Here is a 23259-nt window from a genome sequence, read left to right as displayed (position 1 = left end):
GAAATTGTGTACGAAGGTGCAGTTCAAGAGCTGATTGACGAGCTCGGCCGGCTTCCCGGCGTGGGCCCCAAATCGGCGCAGCGCCTGGCGTTCCACATCCTTGAGGCAGACCCCGAGGACATGAAGCGGCTGGTGGCTGCCATCACCACGGTCAAGGAGCGGGTGAAGTTCTGCTCGGTCTGCTTCAACGTGACCGAGCAGGAGACGTGCAACATCTGCCGCGATCCGCGCCGGGATCCCTCGGTGATCTGCGTGGTGGAAGAGTCCAAGGATGTCCTGGCCGTCGAGCGTACCCGCACCTTCCGCGGCCGGTACCACGTGCTGGGCGGCGCGATTAATCCGATCGCGGGCGTGGGCCCTGAACAGCTGAGGATCCGCGAGCTCCTGACCCGCCTTAATGATGGCGCCATCCAGGAGATCATCATTGCCACGGACCCCAACCTTGAAGGCGAGGCCACGGCAACGTACTTGGCCCGCATGTTGAAGACGATCGGGATCGCCGTGACCCGACTTGCGTCGGGCCTGCCCGTGGGCGGAGACCTTGAGTACGCCGATGAGGTAACACTCGGCCGCGCGTTCGAGGGTCGCCGCAACGCTTTGGCATAGACAGCTCTAACCCCCCGATGACGGCGGACGCATACACTGACGCAGCCACCGCGCTTTGGAGCGCCAGTCCCGTGAGGGCAACGGGCAGGGTGGGCGGCAGCCCGTCGCTGGATTCGCCGCCGAGGCACGGCACGTCGCGCTGGGGGCCGTCGGCTGCCCACTGCAGACCAGACAGTACCCAGGCGAGTTCGTTGTCTTGCGTCATTGATCCGGCCGCCATGCTTCCGAAAACCATGGCCGGGTTGCTGGCGGCGATCCACGCCACCCGGTCCGTGTGCGCAACCTCCACCGAGTGCAACTGTCCCACGCACTCGTAGGCAGTGATCCGGCCGGCATCGTCGCGTTCCACGTTCACCGGAACCGAAGCCTGCTCTACTGACATGGTGGACGGGAGCAGCAGGACGGTGAGCACAAAGTTGCCGGCGCCAAAGAACACCAGCAGCAATCCCAGCAAAATGGCCCCGGGAGCCACCCCGGCAAAGCATGCCCTGAGGCCCGAACCCATGAGCCCGAACAGCGCCACTTCCACGGCGGCGACCACGACGGCGGCACCCGCCATCGCGATCGGCCCACCGCTGCTGGCGCCCACCAGGGCAAGGACGATCCCGGCCGGCACGGCGAACGCAGCACCGCGCAGGAGTCCCACCATGAGTGCGATGAGGAAGCGCGACGCTGCGCGTCGAAAGCCCCACACCGCGCCCAGGACAGCTGCGGCAATGGCCAGCCATGCGCCCATGACCAGGTACACGGCTGCGGCAACCGGCGTCGAAAACCAGGCATTGGACTCCCCGAAAGCGATGAGGCCCGCCGCGAGGCCCCAGGAGGCCAGGATTCCGAGTCCGCAGGCCAGCCAGAACCACGCCGACCCGAATGATGCCCGCGCTTCACCCCACGCAGTCCAGGCCGCGTCAAGCATCACGGCCATGGGACCGGGCCTGGGAGGGCTCGGCTCGTCATCGACCACGTCTTCACGGTGCGGGAAACGGTCGTCGATCACGCCGCTGCCACCGATCAGTTCATAATCGGAATCGCTGCCCTGCGTGGAGTCCTGCCCGGGGCGGGCCACCGGCTCCTCAGGAACCTTGCGCACGGGTGCTCGCTAGCGTCATAAAGTGGATGGTACGCCGGGTGTTGCCTTGCCGAAACGCCCAGCTTAACCGCCATTTGGTCACAATTCCTATGCGGACAGTCCGCGGCGATAAACTTTCCAAATAAGCTACGCGGGCGTGCGCAAATTGGTGCGTGCCGCGTTCGAACCCTATTGATGCAGTGAGGGTGCGCGCATGACTATGCCCACTACCGAAGTGAAAATCGAAGAGCTCCCTGACGGGGCTGCCATTACCAAGCAGCTGATCGTTCAGAAGTTCGGCGGTTCCTCGGTCGCCGACGCTGATGGCATCAAGCGTGTGGCCCAGCGCGTCGTGGACGCACAGAAAGCCGGCAACGAGGTTGTGGTTGTTGTTTCCGCCATGGGCGACACCACCGATGAACTCCTGGACCTCGCAGCGCAGGTCACTGATTCCGCGCCCGCCCGCGAAATGGACATGCTGTTGTCTGCCGGTGAGCGCATTTCCATGGCACTGCTTGCCATGGCCATTAATAAGTTCGGTGCCTCTGCCCAGTCCTTCACGGGCTCGCAGGCCGGCATGATCACCGACGGTATCCACGGCAAGGCCCGGATCATCGACGTGGACCCGCACCGCATCCGCACCGCCTTGGACAAGGGCCACATTGCGATCGTGGCCGGCTTCCAGGGCATGAGCCGCAGCACCAATGAGATCACCACCCTGGGCCGCGGCGGTTCGGACACCACTGCCGTCGCTTTGGCAGCTGCCCTCGAGGCTGATGTGTGCGAGATCTATACGGACGTTGACGGCATTTACACCGCTGATCCCCGCGTTGTGTCCTCGGCACAGAAGATCGACCGCATCTCCAGCGAGGAAATGCTTGAACTTGCCGCTTCCGGTGCCAAGATCCTGCACCTGCGCTGCGTCGAATACGCACGCCGCTTCGGTGTGCCGCTGCACGTCCGTTCTTCATTCAGCCACCACGAAGGCACCTGGGTCATCCCGGGCGCCGACGAAAAGTTCAACATTCAAGAGGGAGTTGCCTTGGAGCAGCCAATCATCTCCGGCGTTGCGCACGACCGGTCCGAAGCCAAGGTCACCGTAGTCGGCGTTCCGGACATCCCCGGCAAGGCCGCAGCGATCTTCCAGGTCATTGCCGATGCCCACTCGAACATCGACATGATCGTCCAGAACGTATCCACCCACGGCACGGGCCGCACGGACATTTCGTTCACCCTGCCGATCGTCGAAGGCGCCGACGCCCTGACCGCACTGCGCGCCGCCGAAGGCCAGATCGGCTTCGAAAGCATCGAGTACAACGAGAACGTTGGCAAGCTCTCCCTGATCGGCGCCGGCATGCGTTCGCACCCGGGCGTTTCGGCCACCTTCTTCAAGGCCCTCTCCGACGCCGGGATCAACATCGACATGATCTCCACCTCGGAAATCCGCATCTCCGTGGTCACCAGCGCCGACAAGCTGGACGCAGCTGTCATCGCCATCCACAACGCCTTTGAGCTCGACGGCGAAGCGGAAGCTACCGTCTACGGCGGCACCGGCCGCTGACCCCAGCGAAAGCAACGCAAACGCACGACGGCGACTGCCGCCGTCGTGCGCTCGAAGGACCGGAGCACGCGCTCCGGTCCTTCGGCGTTTTGTAGCAGGATTGCCACCCAGGGGCGTACCGCCACGACCCACTTTGGGACCGGCCCCGCTGGACACGCCGCGTTTTCAGGCCTCTCCTGGTTTGTCCCCGTTCAAAGTCGGTGGTGGCGGCACGGCCGGGGGAGTGCTAGGCGGACCCGTCAGGGGCCAGCAGCACGTCTACCAGCTTTCGGAGCCCCTCCGCCATGTCCACGTCCTTGTCGTAGAGCCACTGGAGCTGCAGCCCGTCGAAGGCGGCGATGACCAGCCGGGCAAGCGTCAGGGAATCCACGTCCACCCTGACCTCGCCGTCCCGCTGGCGTCGGGCAATGTCCTCGCTGACCTCGCGAACCACGTTCTGGTAGCGCTCCTTGAAGTAGCCGTGGGAGTCATGCCCGGGATCGTTGGCGGTGGCGGAAGCGACGGCGTAGAGCGTAGTCAATCCGGGTTCGCGACGGTTCCGTTCAGCGATGGGCGCCATGAGACGGACACCCACCTCGGACTCTCCGCTCACGGCAACGGAGCGGCGGTCCCTCTCGGCCAGGACAGCAGTAAGCAACTCCTGCTTGCCCTTGAAGTAGTGGAACAGCGTGGCTTCCCGGACTCCGACCAACTCTGCGACGCGTTTGAGCGCGGTCCCTTCGAACCCCTCGGTGGCAAAAACATCGGTGGCAGTCTGGATGATCTGTTCCCGGCGCTCCGCACCTTTTGCATACTGGCCGCGCGCCTTCGAAGTTGACATTGGTTCAGTGTATTTCACCGTCCCCTCATAAAAATCTAGTCAGACTCGGTTTTTACGGATACAGTGAAAGCAGAGGTCCACGAAGCACAAAGGAGTCACGTCATGAACCCCGCCCTCTCCCCCGCGGTGACCACCCCGACCGCCGGTTCACCCGATGCCGAGGCGCGCATCCGCGAATTGGCGCAGAGCCTGTCCCTTGAACAGCAGGTGCAGTTGCTGACCGGAGCCGATGTGTGGTCCACCCACGCCATCCCGGAGATTGGCCTGAGCCGCATCGTGATGTCCGATGGCCCCGCGGGTGTCCGAGGCGAGGACTTCGATGAGCGTCACGACTCCATTTCCCTGCCCTCATCCTCGGCGCTGTCCGCCACGTGGAGCGTCGAAACAGCCCACCGCTACGGCCAGGTCCTGGGCCAGGAAGCCCGCCGCAAGGGTGTGCACGCCGTTCTGGGCCCCACCATCAACCTGCACCGCTCCCCACTGGGCGGACGCCACTTTGAATGCATGAGCGAGGACCCCCGGCTTACGGCCACCATCGCCGCAGGATATGTGGAAGGCGTGCAGTCCATGGGTGTAGGCGCCACACCCAAGCACTACATCGCCAACGAGGCCGAAACGGACCGCTTCACGGCCGACTCCGTGGTGGACGAGCGTCCCCTTCGCGAGCTGTACCTCGCGGCCTTCGAGGACGCCATCACCGAGGCCCGTTCGTGGCTGGTGATGAGCTCCTACAACTCCATCAACGGAACCACCGCCAGCGAGCACAAGCTCCTCGAGACCCCGCTCTCCAGAGAATGGGGATTCGACGGCGTCGTTGTTTCCGACTGGACCGGCGTCCGCTCGGTTGAGGCCGCGAACGCCCACCAGGACCTGGAAATGCCCGGCCCCGTAGGCCACTGGGGCCCCAAGCTCCTGGCCGCCATCAACGCGGGAAAGGTCAGCCGCGAAGCCATCCTGGAGAAGGTCACCCGCATCCTGCGCCTGGCGGCACGCGTGGGCTCCCTCGAAGGCTTCACGCCCGCTGTCACCACGCCGCCAGCCGAACTGAACGGTGCCGCCGTCGCACGTGAAGTAGCAACGCGCGGCGCTGTACTGGTCCGCAACCAGGGCACCCTCCCCCTGGACGCCACGCAGCTCACGAGTGTGGCCGTCATTGGCCACAACGCCGATGAGGCCCGCACCCAGGGTGGCGGCAGCGCCACGGTCATGCCGAAGCACACTGTCTCGCCTTTGGAAGGGCTCAGGAAAGGACTGCCCGACGGCGTCAAGGTCACCTACGCGCGTGGCGCCAAGGTTGCCGAGGGCCTCCAGGCGTTCCCCCGCACGGCCATCCACAATCCGGTTTCCAACGTTCCGGGTATTCGGGTCACCTTCTTGGACGCGAACGGCGCGGTGATTTCGGGCGAGGACCGGCTGGCTACGCACCTCATTTGGTTCGGCATCGGCATCCCCGAAGGTGCCGCAACCATCCGCATGGAGACCGACTGGACTGCGGAGAGCTCGGGTATCCACCACTTGGGAATCGGGACGGTGGGCCAGATCAGCTTTGCCGTGAACGGCGAGGAAGTGTTCAACAGCGAGCTTGAGGACGATACCGATGTCCTCGGCGCCGCCCTGTTCGATCCGCCCAAGACGGTCCACGCCATCCAGGCAGCTGCCGGCGAGGTGGTCCGGATCGAGGCCGAGTACCAGTTGCCGAAGCAGCAGGTCATCCCGTTCACGGCCATCCTCCTGGGTGAGGAAACCGTGGTGGAGGACCCGCAGGCCGAGATTGATGCCGCAGTTGCTTCCGCCAAGGCTGCGGACGTGGCCGTGGTGGTGGTGGGCACCAACGCAGCCATCGAATCCGAGGGCTTCGACCGGAAGAACCTTGACCTCCCCGGACACCAGAATGAGCTCGTGGCAGCCGTTGCCGCCGCCAATCCACGCACTGTGGTGGTGGTGAACTCGGGTTCACCGGTCCTCATGCCGTGGCTGGACGATGTGAGCGCCGTGCTCCTGGGCTGGTTCGGCGGCCAGGAGTTCGGCCACGCCATCGCGGACATCCTGCTGGGCAACGAGGAGCCCGGCGGCCGCCTCCCTACCACCTGGCCCGCCGCACTGGAAGACGTGCCCGTCCTCAACACCACCCCTGTGGACGGAAAAGTGGTCTACTCCGAGGGCATCCACGTGGGCTACCGCGCCTGGCTCAAGCAGCAGGCAGAGGGTGGCGCCGCTCCTGCGTTGCCGTTCGGTTTCGGCCTGGGCTACACCACGATCGAACTCGGCAAGGCCCACGCTCCGCAGTGCGTCCCCGCCGGCAAGGATGTGGTGGTGCACGTCCCGGTGAAGAACACAGGCACCCGCACCGGCCGCGAGGTGGTCCAGGTGTACCTTTCCCGGCCCGAATCCTCGGTGGAACGCCCAGTCCGCTGGCTGGCAGGATACGCAGGGACGCATCTGGCCCCGGCCGGCACGGACAGCGTCGAGGTGAGGATTCCAGCCAAGGCTTTCGCCCATTACGACGGCGGCTGGCAGTTTGAGCCGGGCACGTTCACCCTGCTGGTGGGTCGCCACTCGGCTGACGACTTCCAGGAATTGGAGATCGAACTGCGCTGAATCCGCCGTGACCGCTGCCACTTTGGGGACCTTCATTACCGTGGTTTTCCCCACATGTAGCTTCTTTACGGTATGGTATGGAATTTTCATGGCATGCTGTACGTTGCATAGCCGTAACTCCCCTATCTGAAGAGGCAAGAAAACAAGTGGCAGCCGATTACGACGAACTCCGCACAGACGTCAAAGAAAACCAGGAGCAGTCCCTCCAGGCGCTCCAGTCCGCCAGCGCCCCTACAGCCAAGAGCGTTGTGCTGGAACTCGACGAGACCGATGGCCTTGACGCCAACGGCCCCGGCGGCGAAATCGTCGCCGAGGAACTCGTCATCCAGGTCATCCCGCAGGCAAGCGACGAGTTCACCTGCAACTCGTGCTTCCTGGTCCGCCACCGTTCGCAGATTGCCCGCGAAAAGGATGGCGTCGCCTACTGCACTGACTGCGAAGGCTAAGACGACCCACCACCCGGGCGGTCTGATCGTCGTCAGGGAGTGCCGCCGTCGGGATTTAACTGCGGAAGGACCGGAGCACCTGCTCCGGTCCTTCCGCGTTTAATCGATCAGGCCCCCGAGCCCGGGCCGTCCACGGTCCCGCCGGGACCCCCGACGGGCCGGCCAGGAGCCCCAACCGCCCGCTGCCGGCGGTGATTGGCAATCCTCAACTGGAGGATCCGCGCGCCACCAGCGAGGGCCACCAGGACTCCACCGCCCACTGCGGCGATGAACAGGGTGGTCCCGAGGGCCAAGGATCCTTCCAGCCCGAAGAACCGCACGGTCACCCGGTCTTGGTTCTGTACGAAAAAGACAATCAGCAGGACCAGCACCACCAGCCCCACTGCCACCGCCGCCCACACAGCGGCCGTGCGGGTGGGCCGCCGGGATTCCACGCCGTTCGATCCCACAGCGTTGGGAGGCACAGCTCGCCGTGGCGCTTCACTGGGGGCTGGTCCCGTTTCTGCCGGCATACCCGCGGCACCGGCCGCGGCGTCATCCTGAAAACTCATGCTTGGCCCCCTGTCCCACACATCATTCACCCTGCCATCTAATAATAAGCATGCTGATTGACGGGCGGAAGGAGTGCGCAGACGAGGGGCCGGTCCATGTGGATCGGCCCCTCTGCGTCATTTCATTTCATGCTGTAATCAGTGCTTGTGGGCCCGGGGTCATCGTTCCGGACCGCGTAGTGGTGCCCTTCGGAATCCGTTTCGACATCGAAGTGCTTGAGGTCTTCCTCGGAGGCAGTCTCAAAATCATCGTGTTTGTGCACCACAGGCGAGTCCGTGTCCCCGTGCGTCGCGGGGCCGAAAACGAACTGCAGCCTCTCGGTCACATGCTGGAAGCCTTCCAACTTGCGTCCCATATCTTCCACCTCCCCTCCACAGGAAAATGAAAAACGGCAGGTCCGGTGAGCGCCGTACCAGTGAGCCAATTTTACGCCCGGCGGCAGGAAAAGGCGCTGGATCCGAAACCGGGATGCCTGTCAGCGCAGCGACTTATCCTCGGGATTCCGGGGCACCACGTATGTGCTGCCGTCCGGCCGTCGAATGGTTTCCCACTGCTGCGTCTCGGCTTGCCGTTGTGCCAGGAGGCGCCGGTTCTCCTCGGTCATTTCGTGGTCGAGGGAGCTGCTGTGCGCCGGACCGAAGATTACCCGCAGCTTGCCCGTTGCGCGCATGAACTTCCGGGCGAAGGTTTCCTGGGCCACTGGCGATCGACTCCTTCAGTTAGACATTTCGACCGATCAACACCTTCATAGTACGCTAATAATTAGTACACTAACTAATCTGGAGACCGGCCCTGGGAGGGAAGCCATGACAGCAGTCACCGACGCAACCGAAGAGACAGACGACCTCCTCCTGGAACGCCAACTCTGCTTCGCCCTGACGGTGGCATCGCGCAGCGTCGTGGGCATCTACAAGCCTGTCCTGGAGCGGATGGGGCTGACCCACCCGCAATACCTCGTGATGCTGGCCCTCTGGGAGCGGAGTCCGCGCACCCTCAAGGACATCAGCGACGCCCTCCTTCACGAGCCCGCCACCCTCTCCCCGCTCCTCCGAAGGCTGGAAGAAGCCGAACTGGTCACCCGCGAGCGCGTTCCGGGCAACGAACGCGCCTTGGCCATCAAACTCACGGAGAAGGGTGCCGCGCTCCGGGCGCAGGCAACGGCCGTGCCTGGCACCATCCGCGAGCGCCTGAACCTCAGCCGTGAGGAAGTAGCCGAGCTTCACCAAGCCATGACCGGCCTGATCGCCGCCACCCAACGAAACTTAACGTCGTAAAATAGCATCATGCGCCTGCCAATCGTTCGGTCCGCACTTGCAGTCCTGGCCATCGCCGGGCTGACCGCCTGCACGGGGACACCCGCCCCCGACAACAGCAAAAGCACCAGCACCCCAACATCAAGTGCCACTACCAGCGCCACACAAGCACCGTCGTCGTCCGCTCCCTCCAGCGGCACCCCCACGCAGGTGCCCACGAGCGTCGGACCCGGCGAACCGAACCCCAGCCTTCCCCCCGCAACACCGGGCCAGGGCAACGCCGAACTCTCCATCACCTTCCTGGCTTCCCCCGAGGCCGCACCGCAGAATTACACCTTGGTCTGCTCGGGCGGCGTACCGGCGGCTGAAAGCAAGCACCCCACCGCTGCGGCAGCCTGCGAGGCGCTGAAGACCTACCCCACCCTCCTGACTGCACCTGTTCCGGCCGACCAAAACTGCACCATGCAGTTCGGTGGCCCGGAAACTGCCACGGTCACGGGCTCCGTGGACGGTACTGAGGTGAACAGGAAGTTCAGCCGGACTGACGGCTGCCAGATTGCGCAGTGGGATGCTGCAAGCGTCCTCCTTGGTGCCAGCGGTGGAGCAGCCTAGCCCGCAGCACCTCCCGCAGGAGCAATGGCTCGCGCTGGAGGCTGCCCATCATGCCCGGGTGGCGCAGTACGCGGACCCCTATCTGGCGCGTCGTTCGGCCGGGCGGAAACACCCCGTGGAGGATTTCCTTTTCACGTATTACACCCAGAAGCCCGGCCAGTTGCTGCGCTGGCATCCCGGCGACGGCGTGATCCTCACGGGCGAGCGCGCCCTGGAACGGGCCGAATGGAAGTTCTACCACCGGCTCGACGACGGCCAGCTCGCATCCGTCGGACTGGCTCCCGGGACGCCCGCTGTCGCCTTCGACCGCGACGGCTTCGCATCCCAGCGCGCCGAAGCCGTCCGCTTCGCGGGAATCATCCTGCGGGGCACTGCCATGCGCCCGGCCCAGTTCGGCTGCTTCGGGCTGCACGAGTGGGCCATGGTGTACCGGCAGGAGAAGTTCGAGCTCCGGCACGAATACCTGCAGTTGCGGCTCGGCGGCGAAGGCACCGATGCCGTGGTGGAGCAGAACCGCATCCGGTGCACGCACTTCGACGCTTTCCGCTTCTACACGCCGGATGCCATCCCGCTCAACGAGCAGGCTCCCACCCGCGGGAACCAGCGGTTCATGGAACAGCCCGGCTGCCTGCACGCCAACATGGACCTGTACAAGTGGGCCTACAAGCTCACGCCCGCGCTGCCCAGCGAGCTCGTCATGGATTGCTTCGAGTTGTCATGGCGGATCCGTGCCATGGACATGAAGGCTTCCCCCTACGACCTCGAAGAATGGGGCTACCCGCCCATCAGGATCGAGACACCGCAGGGCAAGGCCGAGTACGTTGAGTACCAGCGGGCTTTCGCGGCCGAATCCCAGGAGCTGCGGGCCCGCGTGCTTAAGGCTGTTGGGCCGCTGCTGGACGCGTTGCCCGCCTGAAGCACCCGCCGCCACCAGCGAAAGGCAAGCATGGTTTCCACCGAAAAGACCGAGTACGACGTCGACCTGACGGTCACGCTGACAGAGGCACCAGGCGCTGAGCCACGGGAGTTCCGGTTGCGGTCCGTGGACGGCGTCCTGTCACCGGACGAAGGTTCGCTCGATTCGAACCTTCCGGACGCGCGCGCGGCGCTTGCCGCCGTCGAGCAATTCGGCGAGGAAATCTTCTTTCCCGTCCCCCGCCTGGACCGGATCTGCACGCAACTGTACGGCGGCCCGCAGACGGCGCTGGTGACGGGCTCATTCCGTGGCCGGCCGGTCAACAGTTACTTCAGCCGGACCGACGGCTGCGAGATCGCCCGCTGGAAAACCATGGCCCCCTTACTCGGCACTATGGGCGGCGCAACCGGCGCAACCTAAATCAACGCGGGGAAACAGGGCGACGGAGGAACAGTGCCACTGCTGAGGCCGTGGCTCCGCACAGACCCGCATTCACCCAAATCGCCGTGGTGACGCCGCTGAGCACGGACGGAGCGGCGCTGTTCCCGATGGCAAGGAGCTGTGCCGTGAAGATGGCGCTCATGACCGGAATACCCATGGTGATGCCGATCTGCTGGCTCATGGTTGCCAGCCCGGTGGCAAGGCCTTGCTCTGCATCAGGCAGGCCGGAGGTTGCGGTGACCATGAAACCGACAATGACCACGAGGTTGGCCACGCCACCCACGAACGTGGCGACCAGCAGCAGGGCAATCGACGCGGGCTGTGCGCTGAGCAGGACAAGGGCACCGGTGGCGATGGCCTGGACGATGAATCCGTAGACGACAGCCCTCTTGTTGCCGAACCTGCCGATGACCTTGGGACCAAGGACACCACCCAGTACCGTTCCGAGGCCGAGAACTGCGAAGGCCAGGCCTGCACCCAGCGGCGTGTAACCGAGAACCTGCTGCAGGTACAGCGTGAGCAGGAAGACCAAGGATGTCTCCGTGACGAACGCAAGGATGCCCGCGATGTTTCCCCACGCGACCGTGGAGCGCTTCAGGATCTCCAGCGGAACCAATGGTGACGCTGCCCGGCGTTCAACTGCAACGAAGACCACGAACAGCACCACGGCTGCTGCCAGCGGACCCAACGTCAGGGGATCGGCCCAGGAATGCTCGGCGGCGTTCGTCAGGCCGAAAACAAGTGCCAGGAGGCCCAGGGTCACCGTGATCGCGCCCGGAACATCGAGTTTGAGCTTCGTGGCCGGTTTGCTCTCGCCAAGGACAATGGGGGCAATGATGAGGACTGCGACAGCCACGGGAACATTGATGAAGAAGGCCCAGCGCCAGCTGAGCAGGTCCGTCAGGAGCCCGCCCAGGATGGCACCGGTAGTGAAGCCCGCGGCCATCAGCGAACCATTCAGCCCCAGGGCCTTGTCACGCAGTGGACCCTCCGGGAAGGAAGCAAGGAGCAAGGACAGCGCCGCCGGAACGACGATCGCCGTCGCAATGCCTTGGCCGACGCGGGCGATGAGCAGCAGTACAGGACCCGCAGCCAGGCCACCGGCCAGCGATGCTGCACCCAGCAACGCCATACCGATGATGAACATCCTTCGACGGCCTGCAATATCAGCGACGCGGCCAAACAGGAGCGTCAAACCCGCGGCGCACAGCGCGAACGCCGTCGCGATCCACTGCAGGTTCTCGAGGCTGAAGCCGACGTCGGCACCAATCGCCGGCAGGGCAACGTTGAGGATGGAGAAGTCGACTGCGAGGGTAAAGCTCGCCGCGAGCAGCACAATGAGCGCCAGCCGTTGACGCCCGTTGATTCGTTCAGGCGCACGGGCCGGCGCCTGGGCTTCCTCAGTCAGGGGCGGAACACCGGGTTCCGTGCTGACATCCGGTTGAGTTGTCATGGAGAGTTCCTTCTCTTGGCGTTATTGCCACCCGCGGGCGGCATCTTCACAACTCCACGTTCATCCAAGCCGACAGGATCAACCACACCCCCTTCTGCCTACCCCTGGCAGTGACAGGACACGACTGCACAAGACCGGCAGAATGGGGCCCATGAGTAATCCGAGTGAACTTGGGGAGTTCCTTCGCGTCCGAAGAGCTGCCTTACAGCCAGAGGACGTTGGCCTGCTGAACTACGGCATTCGCCGTGTTCCAGGACTGCGCAGGGAAGAGCTGGCCATGCTGGCCGGCGTCAGCAACACCTACTACACGCGGCTGGAGCAAGGACTCAGCAACAACGCCTCCGAGGCCGTGATCGACGCCATTGCCCGGGCGCTGAACCTGAATACCGATGAGCGCGCACACCTCTTCAACCTGGCGCGGCCGGGAACAACCAAGAGGCGGACCCTGTCCAAACCGGACAAGGTCAGGCCAGGCACGCTCCGGCTCATCCAGTCGATGGCGACCACGCCCGCCGTCGTCCTTGGACGCCGCAGCGAGGTCCTGGCTTGGAACCACATCGGCCACAGGCTCGTTGCCGGCCATCTTGAATTCACTTCCCCGGACACGCCTTCCACGCGGCCCAACATGACGCGGCTGCTGTTCCTGGACCAGCACACCCGCGAGCTCTACACCCGTTGGCAGGAGGAGGCCACCCGGGCCGTGTCGTCGCTTCGAATGGTGGCAGGGCAGGCAAACGACGATCCGGAGCTTGCCTCGTTGGTAGGGGAACTGACCTTGAAAAGCCCAGAGTTTGCCAGTCTTTGGGCGCGGCACCCCGTGAAGAACTGCATGTCCGGCCTGAAATACATGCACCACCCGGAAGTGGGCGATATTGAACTCAACTTTGAAGTCCTGACCCCGCCCGATGAATCCGGCCACCGCATCCTCATGTACACCGCGGATCCGGGCACGGCCGCCGCAGAGTCCCTCCAACTGCTGACATCCTGCGACGCCGTCATGGCAGATGGAGCCAAGCGCATCCCCTCCAGGTGATGTCAACGATCATCTGTCCAGGAACCGGCAGACGCCTGAACACAGCAGTGGCCGATGGGATTTCCCACCGGCCACGGCTGTTCGTCAGGAGTCCCGAGTTAGCCGGCGTTGTTCTCCTGGGTCTGTTCGTCACCACGGATCTTGCCGCGGTTCTTCTTGTCCTTCTTCGGATCCTCGTTGTCCGGAACAACAGCGGTTCCGCCCGGGCTCACCACCACCGTGACGAAGCTCGGCTCACTGGTTCCCGCAAAGGTCAGCCTGCCGATGTAGGATCCCGGCGCCAGGTTCTTCCAGTTCAGGGAGATGGTGCCCTTCTTGCCGTTGGCCAGCTTGATGGGATTCGGCGTCACCGAGGCGTTGCCTTCGTTGGCCCCCAGGACCGCGGCGTCAACGGAGGCCTTGGTGGGCTGGTTGTTGGGGCTCGCGTAGAGGTTGGCGAAGATGTAGTAATCGCCGGGGGCCGGGTTCGGCACCGACAGCGACTCGCTGGCCGAGGCCGTAGCGGCCGGCAATTGCTGGCCGGCCGGCGTGAGGACCAGCATGTCGAAGTCCGCGGCCTGGTCGGAGGAAATCACCGAGAACTTGGCCAGGGCACTGCCCGCACCCACGGTCACCTTCTTCACGAAGTTCGAGGCGTTGGTTTCACCGGCGAACGGACCCGGAACCAGTTCAATGGCCGAGGAGTCGGCCTTGGACAGCCCATCAACGGTGACACCCACTGGCAGGTTGGTGCCGGAGGTGATGTTGATGGTTCCGGAGCCGTTGGGACCCGTTCCCGTGAAGGCGAGCGCGCGGTCCGCGATCACTGACTGGGGACGGACGGCAATCGGCGACGTGACGGTCTTGTTGGCACCCTGCCAGCTCAGCGAACCCATGGCGAACTTGCCCAGAGCGGCGTTCTTGTTTTCGAACTGCACCTTGAAGGTCCGCTTCTCACCGGCACGGCTGAAGTTGAGCACGGACGGGGTGACCTTAACGTCCACACCCGGCACATTCACCGAAGCGCGGTACAGGCCCGGCGTCAGCGCGGTGACGGTGCGGGTGACCTCGATCTTGCCTGCGAGGTTGCCCAGCGCGAACGATGGCACGTTGACGTCGCGGGCGGCCGTGGTGCCGAGGCCGGGAATGCCCAGGTCCATGCCGGTGCCCTGGACGAACTTGAGGTAATCCTCGGTGGTGTTGTCGTACACCAGTCCCGGGGACAGCACCTTGGCGGGATCAACCTGCCCGGCGCCGGTAGCGAAGACGTCCGTGTTCGGGGCGCCGTTGGCCAGCTTCACCTGGCCGGCCGTGGTCATCATGGCCGACTTCACCGTGGCGGGCGACCAAGTGGGGTTCTTGGACAGGATCAGCGCGCCGAAACCGGCCACGTGCGGCGAGGCCATGGACGTTCCGGACAGGAAGCCGAAGTTGTCACCGCCGGTTCCGATCGGTGAAACACCCGCGAGGATGGCAACGCCGGGAGCGGAAACGTCCGGCTTCAGGAGGTCGGAGTCGGTGGCAAGCAGCGGTCCGCGCGAAGAGAATCCGGCGATCTGCGGCTGTGCTTCGAGCGGCAGGCCGGTGGTGTCGCGGTTGCGGAGGGAAACGGTGATGGCCGGCTTGGCCGTGACCTTGTCCTTGATGGCCTGGGTGGCCGGCGGGTTCACGTGGACCGTGGGGATGACGTGTTTGTCCGTGTCCAGCGAGGAGTCGGTCAGGTTCACCAGAATCATCCCCACACCGCCGGCGCGCTGTACTTCGGCGCTCTTGGCTGTGCGGTCTACCACCCCGCGGTCACAGACAACCACTTTGCCGGTCACCTTGGCCGGGTCGAGCGAACCGGGCGCGCAGAGTGCGGCGTTGCCGTTGCCGCTTGCGGCGTTGGTGGAAAGCACGACGCCGGCGCCGCTCACCTCTTTGTTCATGATGCTCGCTCCGCGGAACTTGCTGCCATCGGAGAATTCCACCGTGCCCTGCAGTTCCTGGGAGAACGAGGTAGCGGCAACCGTGGTCAGCCACGGTGCGCCATGGTTCACGGTGCTGGCGGTGGGGCCCGAGTTACCGGCGGACGTTGCCACGAAGATGCCTGCGGAAGCCGCGGACAGGAAGGCCAGGGAGACCGGGTCCGTGGTGGAGGTGGTGGAACCGGAGATGGAGTAGTTCAGCACGTCCACGCCGTCCAGGATGGCCTGCTCGATCGCGTCCACGGAAGAAGAGCCGTAGCAGCCGCCTGTTGCGGGATCGGTGTCTTCCCAGCAGACCTTGTAGATGGAGAGTTTCGCGGCCGGTGCGATGCCGCTGGTGGTGCCGAAGCTGCGGCCGTCCACTGTGGCTTCCACGTTGGCGTTGCCCGCCGCGGTGCTTGCGGTGTGGGTGCCGTGGCTGTCGACGTCCACGGGGGAGATGACTTCTTCGGGGGCGCGGTTTTCAGGCGGAACGGTTTCAAGGAAGGCGTCCGCGAAGTAGTGCGTGCTGAGGACCTTGGAGTTGCAGGCGCTGCCGTCGTAGCCGGCGCCTGTGCCCGTTCCTGCCTGGCATTCGCCCACGAAGGTATCGCCGTCTGCCTTCAGCATGGCGATCTTGCCGTCCCCTGTGCGGTAGGGAACACCCACCTGCGGGTTGCCGACGAGCGGACCGACCGGATCGCCGGCGAAGAAGGGGTTGGACGGGGTATAGCCGGTGTCGATCACGCCGACAACCGTGCCCTTACCCGCGTTGTCCACGCCGCCGTACTGGGTTTTCCACGTGCCGTTGGCTCCGCTGAGCTTCAGGTAATCGGTGGTGGAGTAGTCGGGGGCGTACTGCGTGTCCGGTGCCACCAGGAGGACCTTGGGGTCCTTGGCGAGGTTGATGGCCTGGTCCGCAGTGAGGTTGGCGCTGAAGCCGTTCACGGCAGTGGTGAAATCACGCTGGATGGTGACGTTTTCCTGCTGCGCCACTTCCTTTTGCTTCTGCTGAAGGTGTGACTGGTACTGCTTGACCGGGGCGCTGTCCGCGTCGAGCTTCTTGCCCTCCTCCGGCTTGGTTGGCGCAAGACCCGCGGTGCCGCCGTCGTACGTGGCTGCCGGCTTCTCTGCCAGGACCACCATGTAACGGCCGTCCTTGTATGCGCCGGGGTCAAGGTTCTTCTTGGCCACCGACGCAACATTCCCTGGCGCGTTCTCCGTCGATGGAGCCGCCTGGGCCGGCAACGCCACTGAAGAGAGCAGCAACGGCACGCCCACGGCCAAGGCCGCCGCCTTCCGAAGCCCCCCGCTTCTGACGAAGCTCTTTTCTTGTGATTTCACGAGTGCTTGCACCTTTCACTGGGAAGGACCCGGCGCCTTCGCCCGGACCTGTCAACTCAAGAAGGTTGCGTTTTTGACAGGTCCTGTCAAAAGAACGCAACCAACCGAGTCACAGAGTACAGAGCGGAAGGGAATTATGACATACAGCACATTTCGGGAAATTTGTCTTGTCACACGCCGAGCAGCAGGCCATGTGACGAAGAAAGAACGGCAGCGTGAGGGGAGGCCGCCCGTTCAGACACCGACGACCTCCCCGCAAAGCGGGTTCAGCCCTTCGGCGTCACTTGCAGCCGATCAAAGGAGACCTGCTTGCCGTCCTTGTCCAGCACCACCACATCGTCCCGGCCATTCTTCACATCGGAAGGAAGAATGAATTCCACGGTGTTATCCGTTGTTGGGAAAATCCAACCCAGGCGGTAACTGTTCTTATTGAGATATACGTAGTACCACTGCCCGTACTCCAGCCCTTTCAAAACTACCTTCTGGCCGTTGCGGTACTTGAACTCCGTACCGAGGTCGAAAGGCGGGGTCTGGCCATCAAAGTCCTGGACGGTCAGTCGCGGTTCAAGCGACGGCTGCGCGGGCTGCACCTTCAAGGCCAGTGCATCACCTTCCGCCGCCGCCACAACCTCCTTGGCACCGTTGCGCGCCGTCACTTCGAAGGACTGAGCGGGCAAGGACCCCGCAGCCACGTCGGCAGCCGTCAGCACATGCTCACGCGTGGCAGTCACGCTGTCACCGGCGGCCAGGGAAGCAACCGAAATCCCGGCCGCGGGAGCTTCCACCCCGGTCACTGCCACGTTCCCGGCATTGCCCACTGTGTAGGTGTAGGCCACGGGGTCGCCCGCACTGGCAAAGCGGTCGCCGTTCGCGTCCGTCCACTCAGCAGCGACGGTTGCCGACAACGCAGCGTCGCGGACCTTCAGATCCACCTCGCCACCGCTGATCTGGTAGGTCTTGGTGGACTGACCGGCAGCGCTGACCTCCCACGAAGTGACTGGAACAAAGAAGCCCTGCTCAGCCTCGGCCGCTGTCACGGTGTGGCGAGGAGTAGCGCACTGGTAGCTCTGCCCGGCAGCCAACGACGAGTACCGGCAGTTGCCCGCACCGTCGGGCAGGAACGGACTGAAATTGCCGGCCGTGGGTACTACCTTCGCCGCGAGCACACTCGTGTTCTTCACCGTGAACGTGTACGGGACCAGGTCACCGGCAGCGTAGGGCTGGGTCGCCAGGTCACGCCCGACGTCGGCACGCGCCCCGCTGATGTCGGCCGCCAGCAGTCCGTCGCGGAGGGCGACCGCGGCGCCGGTGAACGGCACCGTCTTGGTGAGTGACGGCGTCGTGGTGGCGGTGATGCTGAAGCTGGCTTCGGGGACGAAGTAGCCGCGCTGGATATCGGCCGCAGTCATGACGTGCTTCGCCGTGGTGCAGGTGTAGCTCGCGCCAGCGGCAAGGTTGTTGTACCGGCAGTTAGGAGCCGACGGCGGCAGGAACCCGGAGTCGAAAGTCCCGGACACGGGCACCGCGTTGGCGGTGACGTTGGCCGTGCTCTTGACGTTCAACGTGTAGCTCAACGTCTCGCCCACTTGGTACGGGCTGGCGACGACGTCCCGGGCCGGCGCCGAACCGGTGATCGCGAGTCCCACCTGCGGTGCCACGGGCACCGTGGCAGTGAAGGTGTACTGCGAAACCCGGCCATCCGCCGTCGTGAAGGCCGCGTTCAGGCTCTGCGGTCCACTGGCGTTGGCCGGCGCGGTGAGGGCGACATTAACGGTCACCGAGGCTCCGGGAGCAACCGCGGGCACGGGCACCGTGGTGGCGGACCATCCCGACGGCGTGTAAACCGTTGCGCTCGCCCCGGACAGGACCTCCGCTTCCTGGTTGGTCACAGTCACGGGAACCTGCTGCGTGGTGCTCGGAGCAGTGGTGACCGCTGGAACGGAGAGCGGAGCGCAGGCGTAGTTCAACCACGCGTCATCGAACGTGGCGAAGGGCATGTTGTCGGTGTAGTTGCCCTCGTAGAGCACGCCGAATTTTCCGTCCGCCAGGCGGCTCACCGTGGAGTAGGCCGAGAAGCCCGAACGGATGGTGCGCACGCCAGGCCACGTGGCACCGTCGTCGCAGGACACCCGGGCGGAAACGTTCTCGCGTCCGGTCTTGGAGTTGGCGTTGGTGAAGATGAGCTTCTTCGCGTCGGCCGAACCCTGGGCGGCGTTGGGGAACATCCGCGAGATGGCGCCGTTGTTGGCGGGGTCCGGCAGCTCAGTGTCCTGGGTAACGGGACCGTACGTGGCGCCGCCATCCGTTGAGATGGCCACCTTGCGGTAGCCCTGGTTGGCGTTGTCGCGGGAGTTCAGCAGGACGCGTCCGTCGGAGAGCTCAACGGTCTTGTTCTCGTCCATCCGGTCGCCCACGTTGGCGCCCTTCTTCCAGGTCACCCCGTGATCGTCGGAGTAGACGCTGTAGGCCTGGATCTTGTTGGTCCCGTCGGCCTGGCGCACATCGCCCGCGTATTGCTGGATGAGCCTGCCCTTGTGCTGCCCGTACTTGAGCTGGATGCCCTCGCCGGAGGACGCGAAGTTGGAGCGGACATCCCCGGCCACGGGGCTGGTCTTGCTGGTGCCGGGCTTGGTGACGTTGGTAATCAGCCGCGGCTGGCCCCAAGTGACGCCACCGTCAGAGGACTCGATGACGGCGGAGGAAATGACGTTCCTGTCAGCGTCGTCGTTGCCGAACTGGCTGCCGCCGAAGCCCTGGTCCTTCGAATAGACAAAGAAGGCGAAGACTTTGTTGGCCTCGGCGTCGTAGATGTAGGAAGGGTCGCTGTAGCCGTACTTCGGGCCGCTCGCATCGCCAACGTGTCCGGCGGCAATGACCTGAACCGGGCCCCACGTTTTGCCGCCATCGGTGCTGCGGCGCTGCACGATCGAGTTGGGGTTGGGGGCGTCCGCTGCCGACCCCGGCCGGCCGTCCCACGCAGCGAGGACCACGTTATTGGCCAGGTACGTGAGGGCGGGGATCCGGTAGAAGAAGTTGTCCGTGGTGCGGTCGGCAGCGAGGTTGGTTTCGCTGAAACTTCCGGGGGCCAGCGTGGGGTCGTTGGCAGGAATGGGGGCGGCATTGGCAGGCAAGCCCAAGCCAGCCACCAGGCTGACGGCCAAGGCACAGACCACGGCACCTACGGAGGATAAACGGGCGAACGAGAGTGCGGGGGATCTCAAATCCAGTGTCCTTTCGAAACGGCGGGATCGATCCAACATGACCATTGGTGTTACGTGCCACGTCGAACGTCCTACAACCATAGAGTGTTGGTCGTCACATTGCCAGAGATGAACCGGTGGAATGCGTCCGTCTGCCTGCAGGCACTAACGTCGAACACATACCGGCAAACCCTCAGTAATGGAGCTGCGCAGTGAAAATCCTCGTCCCCCACACCATCGCCCTGGACCTGAGCGCATCAGGGGAAACGGTCGCCACGTACCAGGTCGACCAGCCGATTCCTGATGAGCACACGGACGCCGAGGTCCTGGTGGTCTGGCAGAACACCGCGGCGAACCTCAGCGACGCAGCGGAACGACTCGGAGACCTCAAGCTCGTCCAAACACTCGCCGCAGGCCCGGACTCCGTCCTCGCCGCAGGCTTCGCAGAGAACGTGGCCATAACCTCGGGCCGCTCACTCCACGACGGCCCCGTGGCCGAACACGCCCTGGCCTTGGTCCTGGCGGCCGTCCGGCGCCTGGACGTGCTGGCCGAGTCCCAAAAAGCTTCCGCCTGGAACCGCGATTACAACGTGGCCCAGTCGTCGCCGGATACCGAGCAGCTCTACACGCTCGACGGCGCCAAGGTCACCATTTGGGGGTTCGGCTCCATCGCCGGCCGGCTCGCTCCCCTGCTGGCCGCGTTGGGTGCCAAAGTCACGGGCGTCGCGAATTCCGCCGGCGAGCGGTATGGGTTCCCGGTGGTCGCCACCTCCGAACTCCCCGAGGTACTGAAGACCACGGACGTGCTGGTCTCCATCCTGCCGGCGACTCCGGAAACCGAAAGCTCACTCAACGCCGAGGTGCTCAATGCCCTTCCGAGGACGGCAGTGTTCGTCAACGTGGGCCGCGGCGCCACCGTGGACGAGGATGCCCTGCTGACGGCACTGCGTAACGGCAGCCTGCGCGCGGCTGCGCTGGACGTCACCAAGGTTGAGCCCCTGCCTGCGGATTCGGAGCTGTGGTCGGCGCCCAACCTGATCATTACCCCGCACGTTGCAGGAAACCGGCCCAAGGGCTCATCGGCCCTGGTGCTGTCCAACCTGGCAGCCCTCAAGGAAGGCCGGGAACTGACCAACCTGGTAGCCGGCTAGGCCACAGGGGGTATGCAGGTGCCCCTTGCCCACGATTAGTAAGCATGCTTATGGTTAGCGGACCCGGGGTGGCCAGCAGAGGGTTTCCGCTCCACAAAGCATGTATCAACGTGAGGAGTCGCAATGTACCTGCATACCCAGCTTCTCATCAACGAAATCGCAGCAGACAAGCCGGATCCCGCCGCAGCAAACGCCCTGCAGGAAGGGCTCGGTGGGCAATTCGGTGAAATGCGCACCATGATGCAGTACCTGTTCCAGAGCATGAACTTCCGCGGCGACGCAGCATCAAAGCCTTATAAGGACCTCCTCCAGGGCATCGGCACAGAGGAGATCAGCCACGTGGAGTTGATCGGGACCACCATTTCCCAACTCCTGGATGGATCACCGCGCTACCAAGGCAAGAAGAACGATCCTGTAGACGAGCCCGGAGCAGGCGGGGCCACTCCCCTGAAGATCGCTTTGGACACCAGCAACATCCACCACTACCTCGTGGGCGCCCAAGGCGCACTCCCCGTTGACGCCGCCGGCAACCCCTGGAGTGGCTCCTACGTCTACAACAGCGGCAACCTTGTCCTGGACCTCCTGTACAACCTCATGCTCGAATCCACCGGCCGGCTGCAGAAGTGCCGCATTTACGAGATGACGGAAAACGAAACCGCCCGATCCACCATCGCGTACCTGATCGTCCGCGACCAGGCCCACGAAAACGCCTACGCCAAGGCCCTGGAAAGCCTGGGCGTCAATTGGGGCAAGGTCCTGCCGATTCCCAAAACCAACGCCGAGCAGTTCCCGGAGGTCAAGAAACTCCTGGACAAGGACCTGCAAAGCATCCAATACACTTTCAGCGCCGATAACCTCAGCGAGGCAGGCAAGCTCTTTCGCGGAACCTCCCCCTCCAACGACGGAACGGAATTGTCCACGGACACCATGCCCAAGGGGAGCCCCCATCACCATCTCACCGGAGCGCAAGGAAGAATTCGCACCCGGACTGGATCCCGAACTCATCGCCCTGATCCAAGCCACTGCGGAGCAGGAACTCAAGGACGCGAACAGCCCCAAGGAAACCACGTAGGAATCCGCAAAAAAAGCGGGCGCGTCCGTCAGGGACGTGCCCGCTTTTCGCGGATGGGTATCAGGCGTGCTCGTACGTGAGGCAGTCAGCGGAATCGGCGCCGGGGCCAACCTTCACATCGTGGGCTTCGCACATCAAGTTGTTGTTGTGGACGCATTCGGAACGCTGGCAGGCACCAACGTGCGCAAGGACCTTGGGCAGTCCGCCCATGGTGTTCGTGTCGATGAACGTGGCGCAGGATGCGTGGTCCTGAGTGCCACCGATGGTGATTCCAAAGGCGGTACAACCGTTGTGGTTGAACCCGCACGTTCCGACGCTGCAGGCGGATACTTCGGCAACATGTTCGGTCATTGTTCCTCCTGGTGTGGGCCAAGGGGCTGAACCCCGGATGTACTACCCAAAGTACGCCTGATTCCGGGGGTTTAACCCGGTTGATTAGCGCATTTGTACGTTCGCTAATCCGTTCATTTGCCTGGAGCCCGCAGGAACTGGCCTGGAGTCCGGACCGCGCGGCTGATCTTCTCCAGCGTTTCCTTGTCCAGGGGGGCCACCAGCCGCTGCTCGCGGGCAGCCCTGTCCGCCTTGATTTTCTGGACGACCATGCGCCCCAGCCCGGCGAAAACAGCTACGGCCATCACGCCCAGCACCATCGACTTCGGTTTCTCAGCCATGCCGCCATCCTAGTGACGCCACGCACCTGCTGCCAGACCGCCGTCGGGCCCTGATCGCAGGGAATTTCCCCCCGAATCGGCGGGGGCTCCTCGCGCAAACGCGCTGAATAGGGTATGTGCGCTCCTCCCGGTAGGATAGACGTGCAAGCTCGCGGAGCGCCCCCACACCGTTTCAGGACACCGTTTTCGGGACATAGTTCGAACGCGGCTGAACGGCGTGAGACGGCATCCTCCGCGGCAGCCTTATTTAAAGGTTCACCCAACTCACGCACAGGAGTTACCGGATGCCCCGGATCGTCGTTGACGTCATGCCCAAGCCCGAGATTCTGGACCCCCAGGGGAAGGCCATCGTGGGTGCACTGCCCCGCCTCGGCTTCAACAGCTTCAGCGCAGTCCGCCAGGGCAAGCGCTTCGAACTGACGGTCGACGGCGAGGTGACCGACGCAATCCTGGCACAGGCACGCGAGGCGGCTGAGACGCTGCTCTCCAACCCGGTGATCGAGGATGTTGTCAACGTCGAGGTCGTCGAGGCCTGA

The 23259-nt window shown here is 64.2% G+C and carries 20 protein-coding genes and 1 pseudogene; 12 read left to right on the top strand and 9 right to left on the bottom strand.

Annotated features, from left to right (window positions below; translation table 11 throughout):
* The first annotated feature begins 6 nt into the window (after nucleotides 1-6).
* Nucleotides 7-606 (top strand): recombination mediator RecR, encoded by a 600-nt coding sequence (recR, locus tag ACIQTZ_RS14500; RefSeq protein ID WP_387434538.1) that lies wholly within the window; start codon nucleotides 7-9, stop codon nucleotides 604-606.
* 1283 nt (nucleotides 607-1889) lie between these two features.
* Nucleotides 1890-3236, top strand: a complete 1347-nt coding sequence (locus ACIQTZ_RS14495; protein WP_397323637.1) for an aspartate kinase — start codon at nucleotides 1890-1892, stop codon at nucleotides 3234-3236.
* Between the two features lie 226 nt (nucleotides 3237-3462).
* Here the strand turns inward: ACIQTZ_RS14495 and ACIQTZ_RS14490 are convergent, their stop codons facing one another.
* Nucleotides 3463-4056 (bottom strand): TetR/AcrR family transcriptional regulator, encoded by a 594-nt coding sequence (locus ACIQTZ_RS14490; protein WP_402981836.1) that lies wholly within the window; start codon nucleotides 4054-4056, stop codon nucleotides 3463-3465.
* Nucleotides 4057-4158: 102 nt separating this feature from the next.
* Between ACIQTZ_RS14490 and ACIQTZ_RS14485 the strand changes: the two genes are divergently transcribed.
* Nucleotides 4159-6654, top strand: coding sequence for a beta-glucosidase (locus ACIQTZ_RS14485; RefSeq protein WP_402981834.1), 2496 nt, complete (start codon nucleotides 4159-4161; stop codon nucleotides 6652-6654).
* A gap of 146 nt (nucleotides 6655-6800) precedes the next feature.
* On the top strand, nucleotides 6801-7100 hold the full coding sequence (locus tag ACIQTZ_RS14480) for a DUF4193 domain-containing protein (RefSeq protein WP_211713967.1): 300 nt from the start codon (nucleotides 6801-6803) through the stop codon (nucleotides 7098-7100).
* A 107-nt stretch (nucleotides 7101-7207) separates the two neighbouring features.
* Here the strand turns inward: ACIQTZ_RS14480 and ACIQTZ_RS14475 are convergent, their stop codons facing one another.
* The 3 genes from ACIQTZ_RS14475 to ACIQTZ_RS14465 all read right to left on the bottom strand — a co-directional run bounded on the left by ACIQTZ_RS14475 (nucleotide 7208) and on the right by ACIQTZ_RS14465 (nucleotide 8352).
* Nucleotides 7208-7651, bottom strand: a complete 444-nt coding sequence (locus ACIQTZ_RS14475) for a lipopolysaccharide assembly LapA domain-containing protein (protein WP_400336247.1) — start codon at nucleotides 7649-7651, stop codon at nucleotides 7208-7210.
* Between the two features lie 122 nt (nucleotides 7652-7773).
* Nucleotides 7774-8007: a hypothetical protein gene (locus ACIQTZ_RS14470; protein WP_400336249.1), complete on the bottom strand. Its 234-nt coding sequence runs from the start codon at nucleotides 8005-8007 to the stop codon at nucleotides 7774-7776.
* Nucleotides 8008-8127: 120 nt separating this feature from the next.
* Nucleotides 8128-8352 (bottom strand): hypothetical protein, encoded by a 225-nt coding sequence (locus ACIQTZ_RS14465; RefSeq protein WP_397323627.1) that lies wholly within the window; start codon nucleotides 8350-8352, stop codon nucleotides 8128-8130.
* A gap of 106 nt (nucleotides 8353-8458) precedes the next feature.
* On the opposite strand from ACIQTZ_RS14465, the gene ACIQTZ_RS14460 reads away from it, so the two are divergent.
* From ACIQTZ_RS14460 to ACIQTZ_RS14445, 4 genes are read left to right on the top strand one after another with little or no spacing between them, the layout of a single operon-like run.
* Nucleotides 8459-8926, top strand: coding sequence for a MarR family winged helix-turn-helix transcriptional regulator (locus tag ACIQTZ_RS14460; protein ID WP_402946308.1), 468 nt, complete (start codon nucleotides 8459-8461; stop codon nucleotides 8924-8926).
* Nucleotides 8927-8935: 9 nt separating this feature from the next.
* The gene (locus tag ACIQTZ_RS14455) at nucleotides 8936-9517 is read left to right on the top strand and encodes a serine protease inhibitor (protein ID WP_402981832.1); all 582 of its coding nucleotides are present in this window, start codon (nucleotides 8936-8938) and stop codon (nucleotides 9515-9517) included.
* Entirely contained in the window at nucleotides 9474-10433 is a 960-nt protein-coding gene (locus ACIQTZ_RS14450; protein ID WP_402946304.1) for a 3-methyladenine DNA glycosylase, read from the top strand. Before ACIQTZ_RS14455 ends, ACIQTZ_RS14450 begins: the two co-directional genes overlap by 44 nt.
* A gap of 30 nt (nucleotides 10434-10463) precedes the next feature.
* Nucleotides 10464-10853: a serine protease inhibitor gene (locus ACIQTZ_RS14445; RefSeq protein ID WP_402981830.1), complete on the top strand. Its 390-nt coding sequence runs from the start codon at nucleotides 10464-10466 to the stop codon at nucleotides 10851-10853.
* Between the two features lies 1 nt (nucleotide 10854).
* Here the strand turns inward: ACIQTZ_RS14445 and ACIQTZ_RS14440 are convergent, their stop codons facing one another.
* Nucleotides 10855-12240 (bottom strand): MFS transporter, encoded by a 1386-nt coding sequence (locus ACIQTZ_RS14440; RefSeq protein ID WP_402981982.1) that lies wholly within the window; start codon nucleotides 12238-12240, stop codon nucleotides 10855-10857.
* Between the two features lie 238 nt (nucleotides 12241-12478).
* On the opposite strand from ACIQTZ_RS14440, the gene ACIQTZ_RS14435 reads away from it, so the two are divergent.
* Nucleotides 12479-13360, top strand: coding sequence for a helix-turn-helix transcriptional regulator (locus ACIQTZ_RS14435; RefSeq protein ID WP_402981829.1), 882 nt, complete (start codon nucleotides 12479-12481; stop codon nucleotides 13358-13360).
* Nucleotides 13361-13458: 98 nt separating this feature from the next.
* Here ACIQTZ_RS14435 and ACIQTZ_RS14430 read toward each other — a convergent pair whose 3' ends face one another.
* Nucleotides 13459-16572 carry a S8 family serine peptidase gene (locus ACIQTZ_RS14430; protein WP_402981980.1) on the bottom strand — a complete coding sequence of 1038 codons (3114 nt, stop codon included), beginning with the start codon at nucleotides 16570-16572 and terminating at the stop codon, nucleotides 13459-13461.
* A 323-nt stretch (nucleotides 16573-16895) separates the two neighbouring features.
* A complete protein-coding gene (locus tag ACIQTZ_RS14425) occupies nucleotides 16896-19889 on the bottom strand; it encodes an exo-alpha-sialidase (RefSeq protein WP_402981827.1) in 2994 nt (997 codons plus the stop codon).
* Nucleotides 19890-20041: 152 nt separating this feature from the next.
* Between ACIQTZ_RS14425 and ACIQTZ_RS14420 the strand changes: the two genes are divergently transcribed.
* Together ACIQTZ_RS14420 and ACIQTZ_RS14415 are read left to right on the top strand one after the other, a co-directional pair.
* Nucleotides 20042-20980 carry an NAD(P)-dependent oxidoreductase gene (locus ACIQTZ_RS14420; protein WP_402981825.1) on the top strand — a complete coding sequence of 313 codons (939 nt, stop codon included), beginning with the start codon at nucleotides 20042-20044 and terminating at the stop codon, nucleotides 20978-20980.
* Nucleotides 20981-21103: 123 nt separating this feature from the next.
* Nucleotides 21104-22052: pseudogene (locus ACIQTZ_RS14415) on the top strand (manganese catalase family protein).
* Between the two features lie 60 nt (nucleotides 22053-22112).
* On the opposite strand, the gene ACIQTZ_RS14410 reads toward ACIQTZ_RS14415, so the two are convergent.
* Together ACIQTZ_RS14410 and ACIQTZ_RS14405 are read right to left on the bottom strand one after the other, a co-directional pair.
* The gene (locus ACIQTZ_RS14410) at nucleotides 22113-22403 is read right to left on the bottom strand and encodes a DUF1540 domain-containing protein (RefSeq protein WP_397326439.1); all 291 of its coding nucleotides are present in this window, start codon (nucleotides 22401-22403) and stop codon (nucleotides 22113-22115) included.
* A gap of 113 nt (nucleotides 22404-22516) precedes the next feature.
* A complete protein-coding gene (locus ACIQTZ_RS14405) occupies nucleotides 22517-22723 on the bottom strand; it encodes a hypothetical protein (RefSeq protein ID WP_402946295.1) in 207 nt (68 codons plus the stop codon).
* 284 nt (nucleotides 22724-23007) lie between these two features.
* On the opposite strand from ACIQTZ_RS14405, the gene purS reads away from it, so the two are divergent.
* Nucleotides 23008-23259 carry a phosphoribosylformylglycinamidine synthase subunit PurS gene (gene purS, locus ACIQTZ_RS14400; RefSeq protein WP_011773385.1) on the top strand — a complete coding sequence of 84 codons (252 nt, stop codon included), beginning with the start codon at nucleotides 23008-23010 and terminating at the stop codon, nucleotides 23257-23259.

Origin of the sequence: Paenarthrobacter sp. NPDC090520 (assembly GCF_044769205.1) — a bacterium.
Classification (GTDB): domain Bacteria; phylum Actinomycetota; class Actinomycetes; order Actinomycetales; family Micrococcaceae; genus Arthrobacter.
Note: the sequence above shows the minus strand (reverse complement) of the source record. Positions and strands in the feature narration are given on the sequence as shown.

Bases quoted from the DNA above. Each gene is read 5' to 3' on its own strand.
- ACIQTZ_RS14460 (WP_402946308.1), top strand. From the start codon at position 8,459: ATGACAGCAGTCACCGACGCAACCGAAGAGACAGACGACCTCCTCCTG.
- ACIQTZ_RS14425 (WP_402981827.1), bottom strand. From the start codon at position 19,889: ATGTTGGATCGATCCCGCCGTTTCGAAAGGACACTGGATTTGAGATCC.
- ACIQTZ_RS14405 (WP_402946295.1), bottom strand. From the start codon at position 22,723: ATGGCTGAGAAACCGAAGTCGATGGTGCTGGGCGTGATGGCCGTAGCT.
- ACIQTZ_RS14410 (WP_397326439.1), bottom strand. From the start codon at position 22,403: ATGACCGAACATGTTGCCGAAGTATCCGCCTGCAGCGTCGGAACGTGC.
- ACIQTZ_RS14470 (WP_400336249.1), bottom strand. From the start codon at position 8,007: ATGGGACGCAAGTTGGAAGGCTTCCAGCATGTGACCGAGAGGCTGCAG.
- ACIQTZ_RS14450 (WP_402946304.1), top strand. From the start codon at position 9,474: ATGCTGCAAGCGTCCTCCTTGGTGCCAGCGGTGGAGCAGCCTAGCCCG.
- ACIQTZ_RS14445 (WP_402981830.1), top strand. From the start codon at position 10,464: ATGGTTTCCACCGAAAAGACCGAGTACGACGTCGACCTGACGGTCACG.
- ACIQTZ_RS14490 (WP_402981836.1), bottom strand. From the start codon at position 4,056: ATGTCAACTTCGAAGGCGCGCGGCCAGTATGCAAAAGGTGCGGAGCGC.
- ACIQTZ_RS14435 (WP_402981829.1), top strand. From the start codon at position 12,479: ATGAGTAATCCGAGTGAACTTGGGGAGTTCCTTCGCGTCCGAAGAGCT.
- purS (WP_011773385.1), top strand. From the start codon at position 23,008: ATGCCCCGGATCGTCGTTGACGTCATGCCCAAGCCCGAGATTCTGGAC.
- ACIQTZ_RS14455 (WP_402981832.1), top strand. From the start codon at position 8,936: ATGCGCCTGCCAATCGTTCGGTCCGCACTTGCAGTCCTGGCCATCGCC.
- ACIQTZ_RS14475 (WP_400336247.1), bottom strand. From the start codon at position 7,651: ATGAGTTTTCAGGATGACGCCGCGGCCGGTGCCGCGGGTATGCCGGCA.
- ACIQTZ_RS14485 (WP_402981834.1), top strand. From the start codon at position 4,159: ATGAACCCCGCCCTCTCCCCCGCGGTGACCACCCCGACCGCCGGTTCA.
- ACIQTZ_RS14495 (WP_397323637.1), top strand. From the start codon at position 1,890: ATGACTATGCCCACTACCGAAGTGAAAATCGAAGAGCTCCCTGACGGG.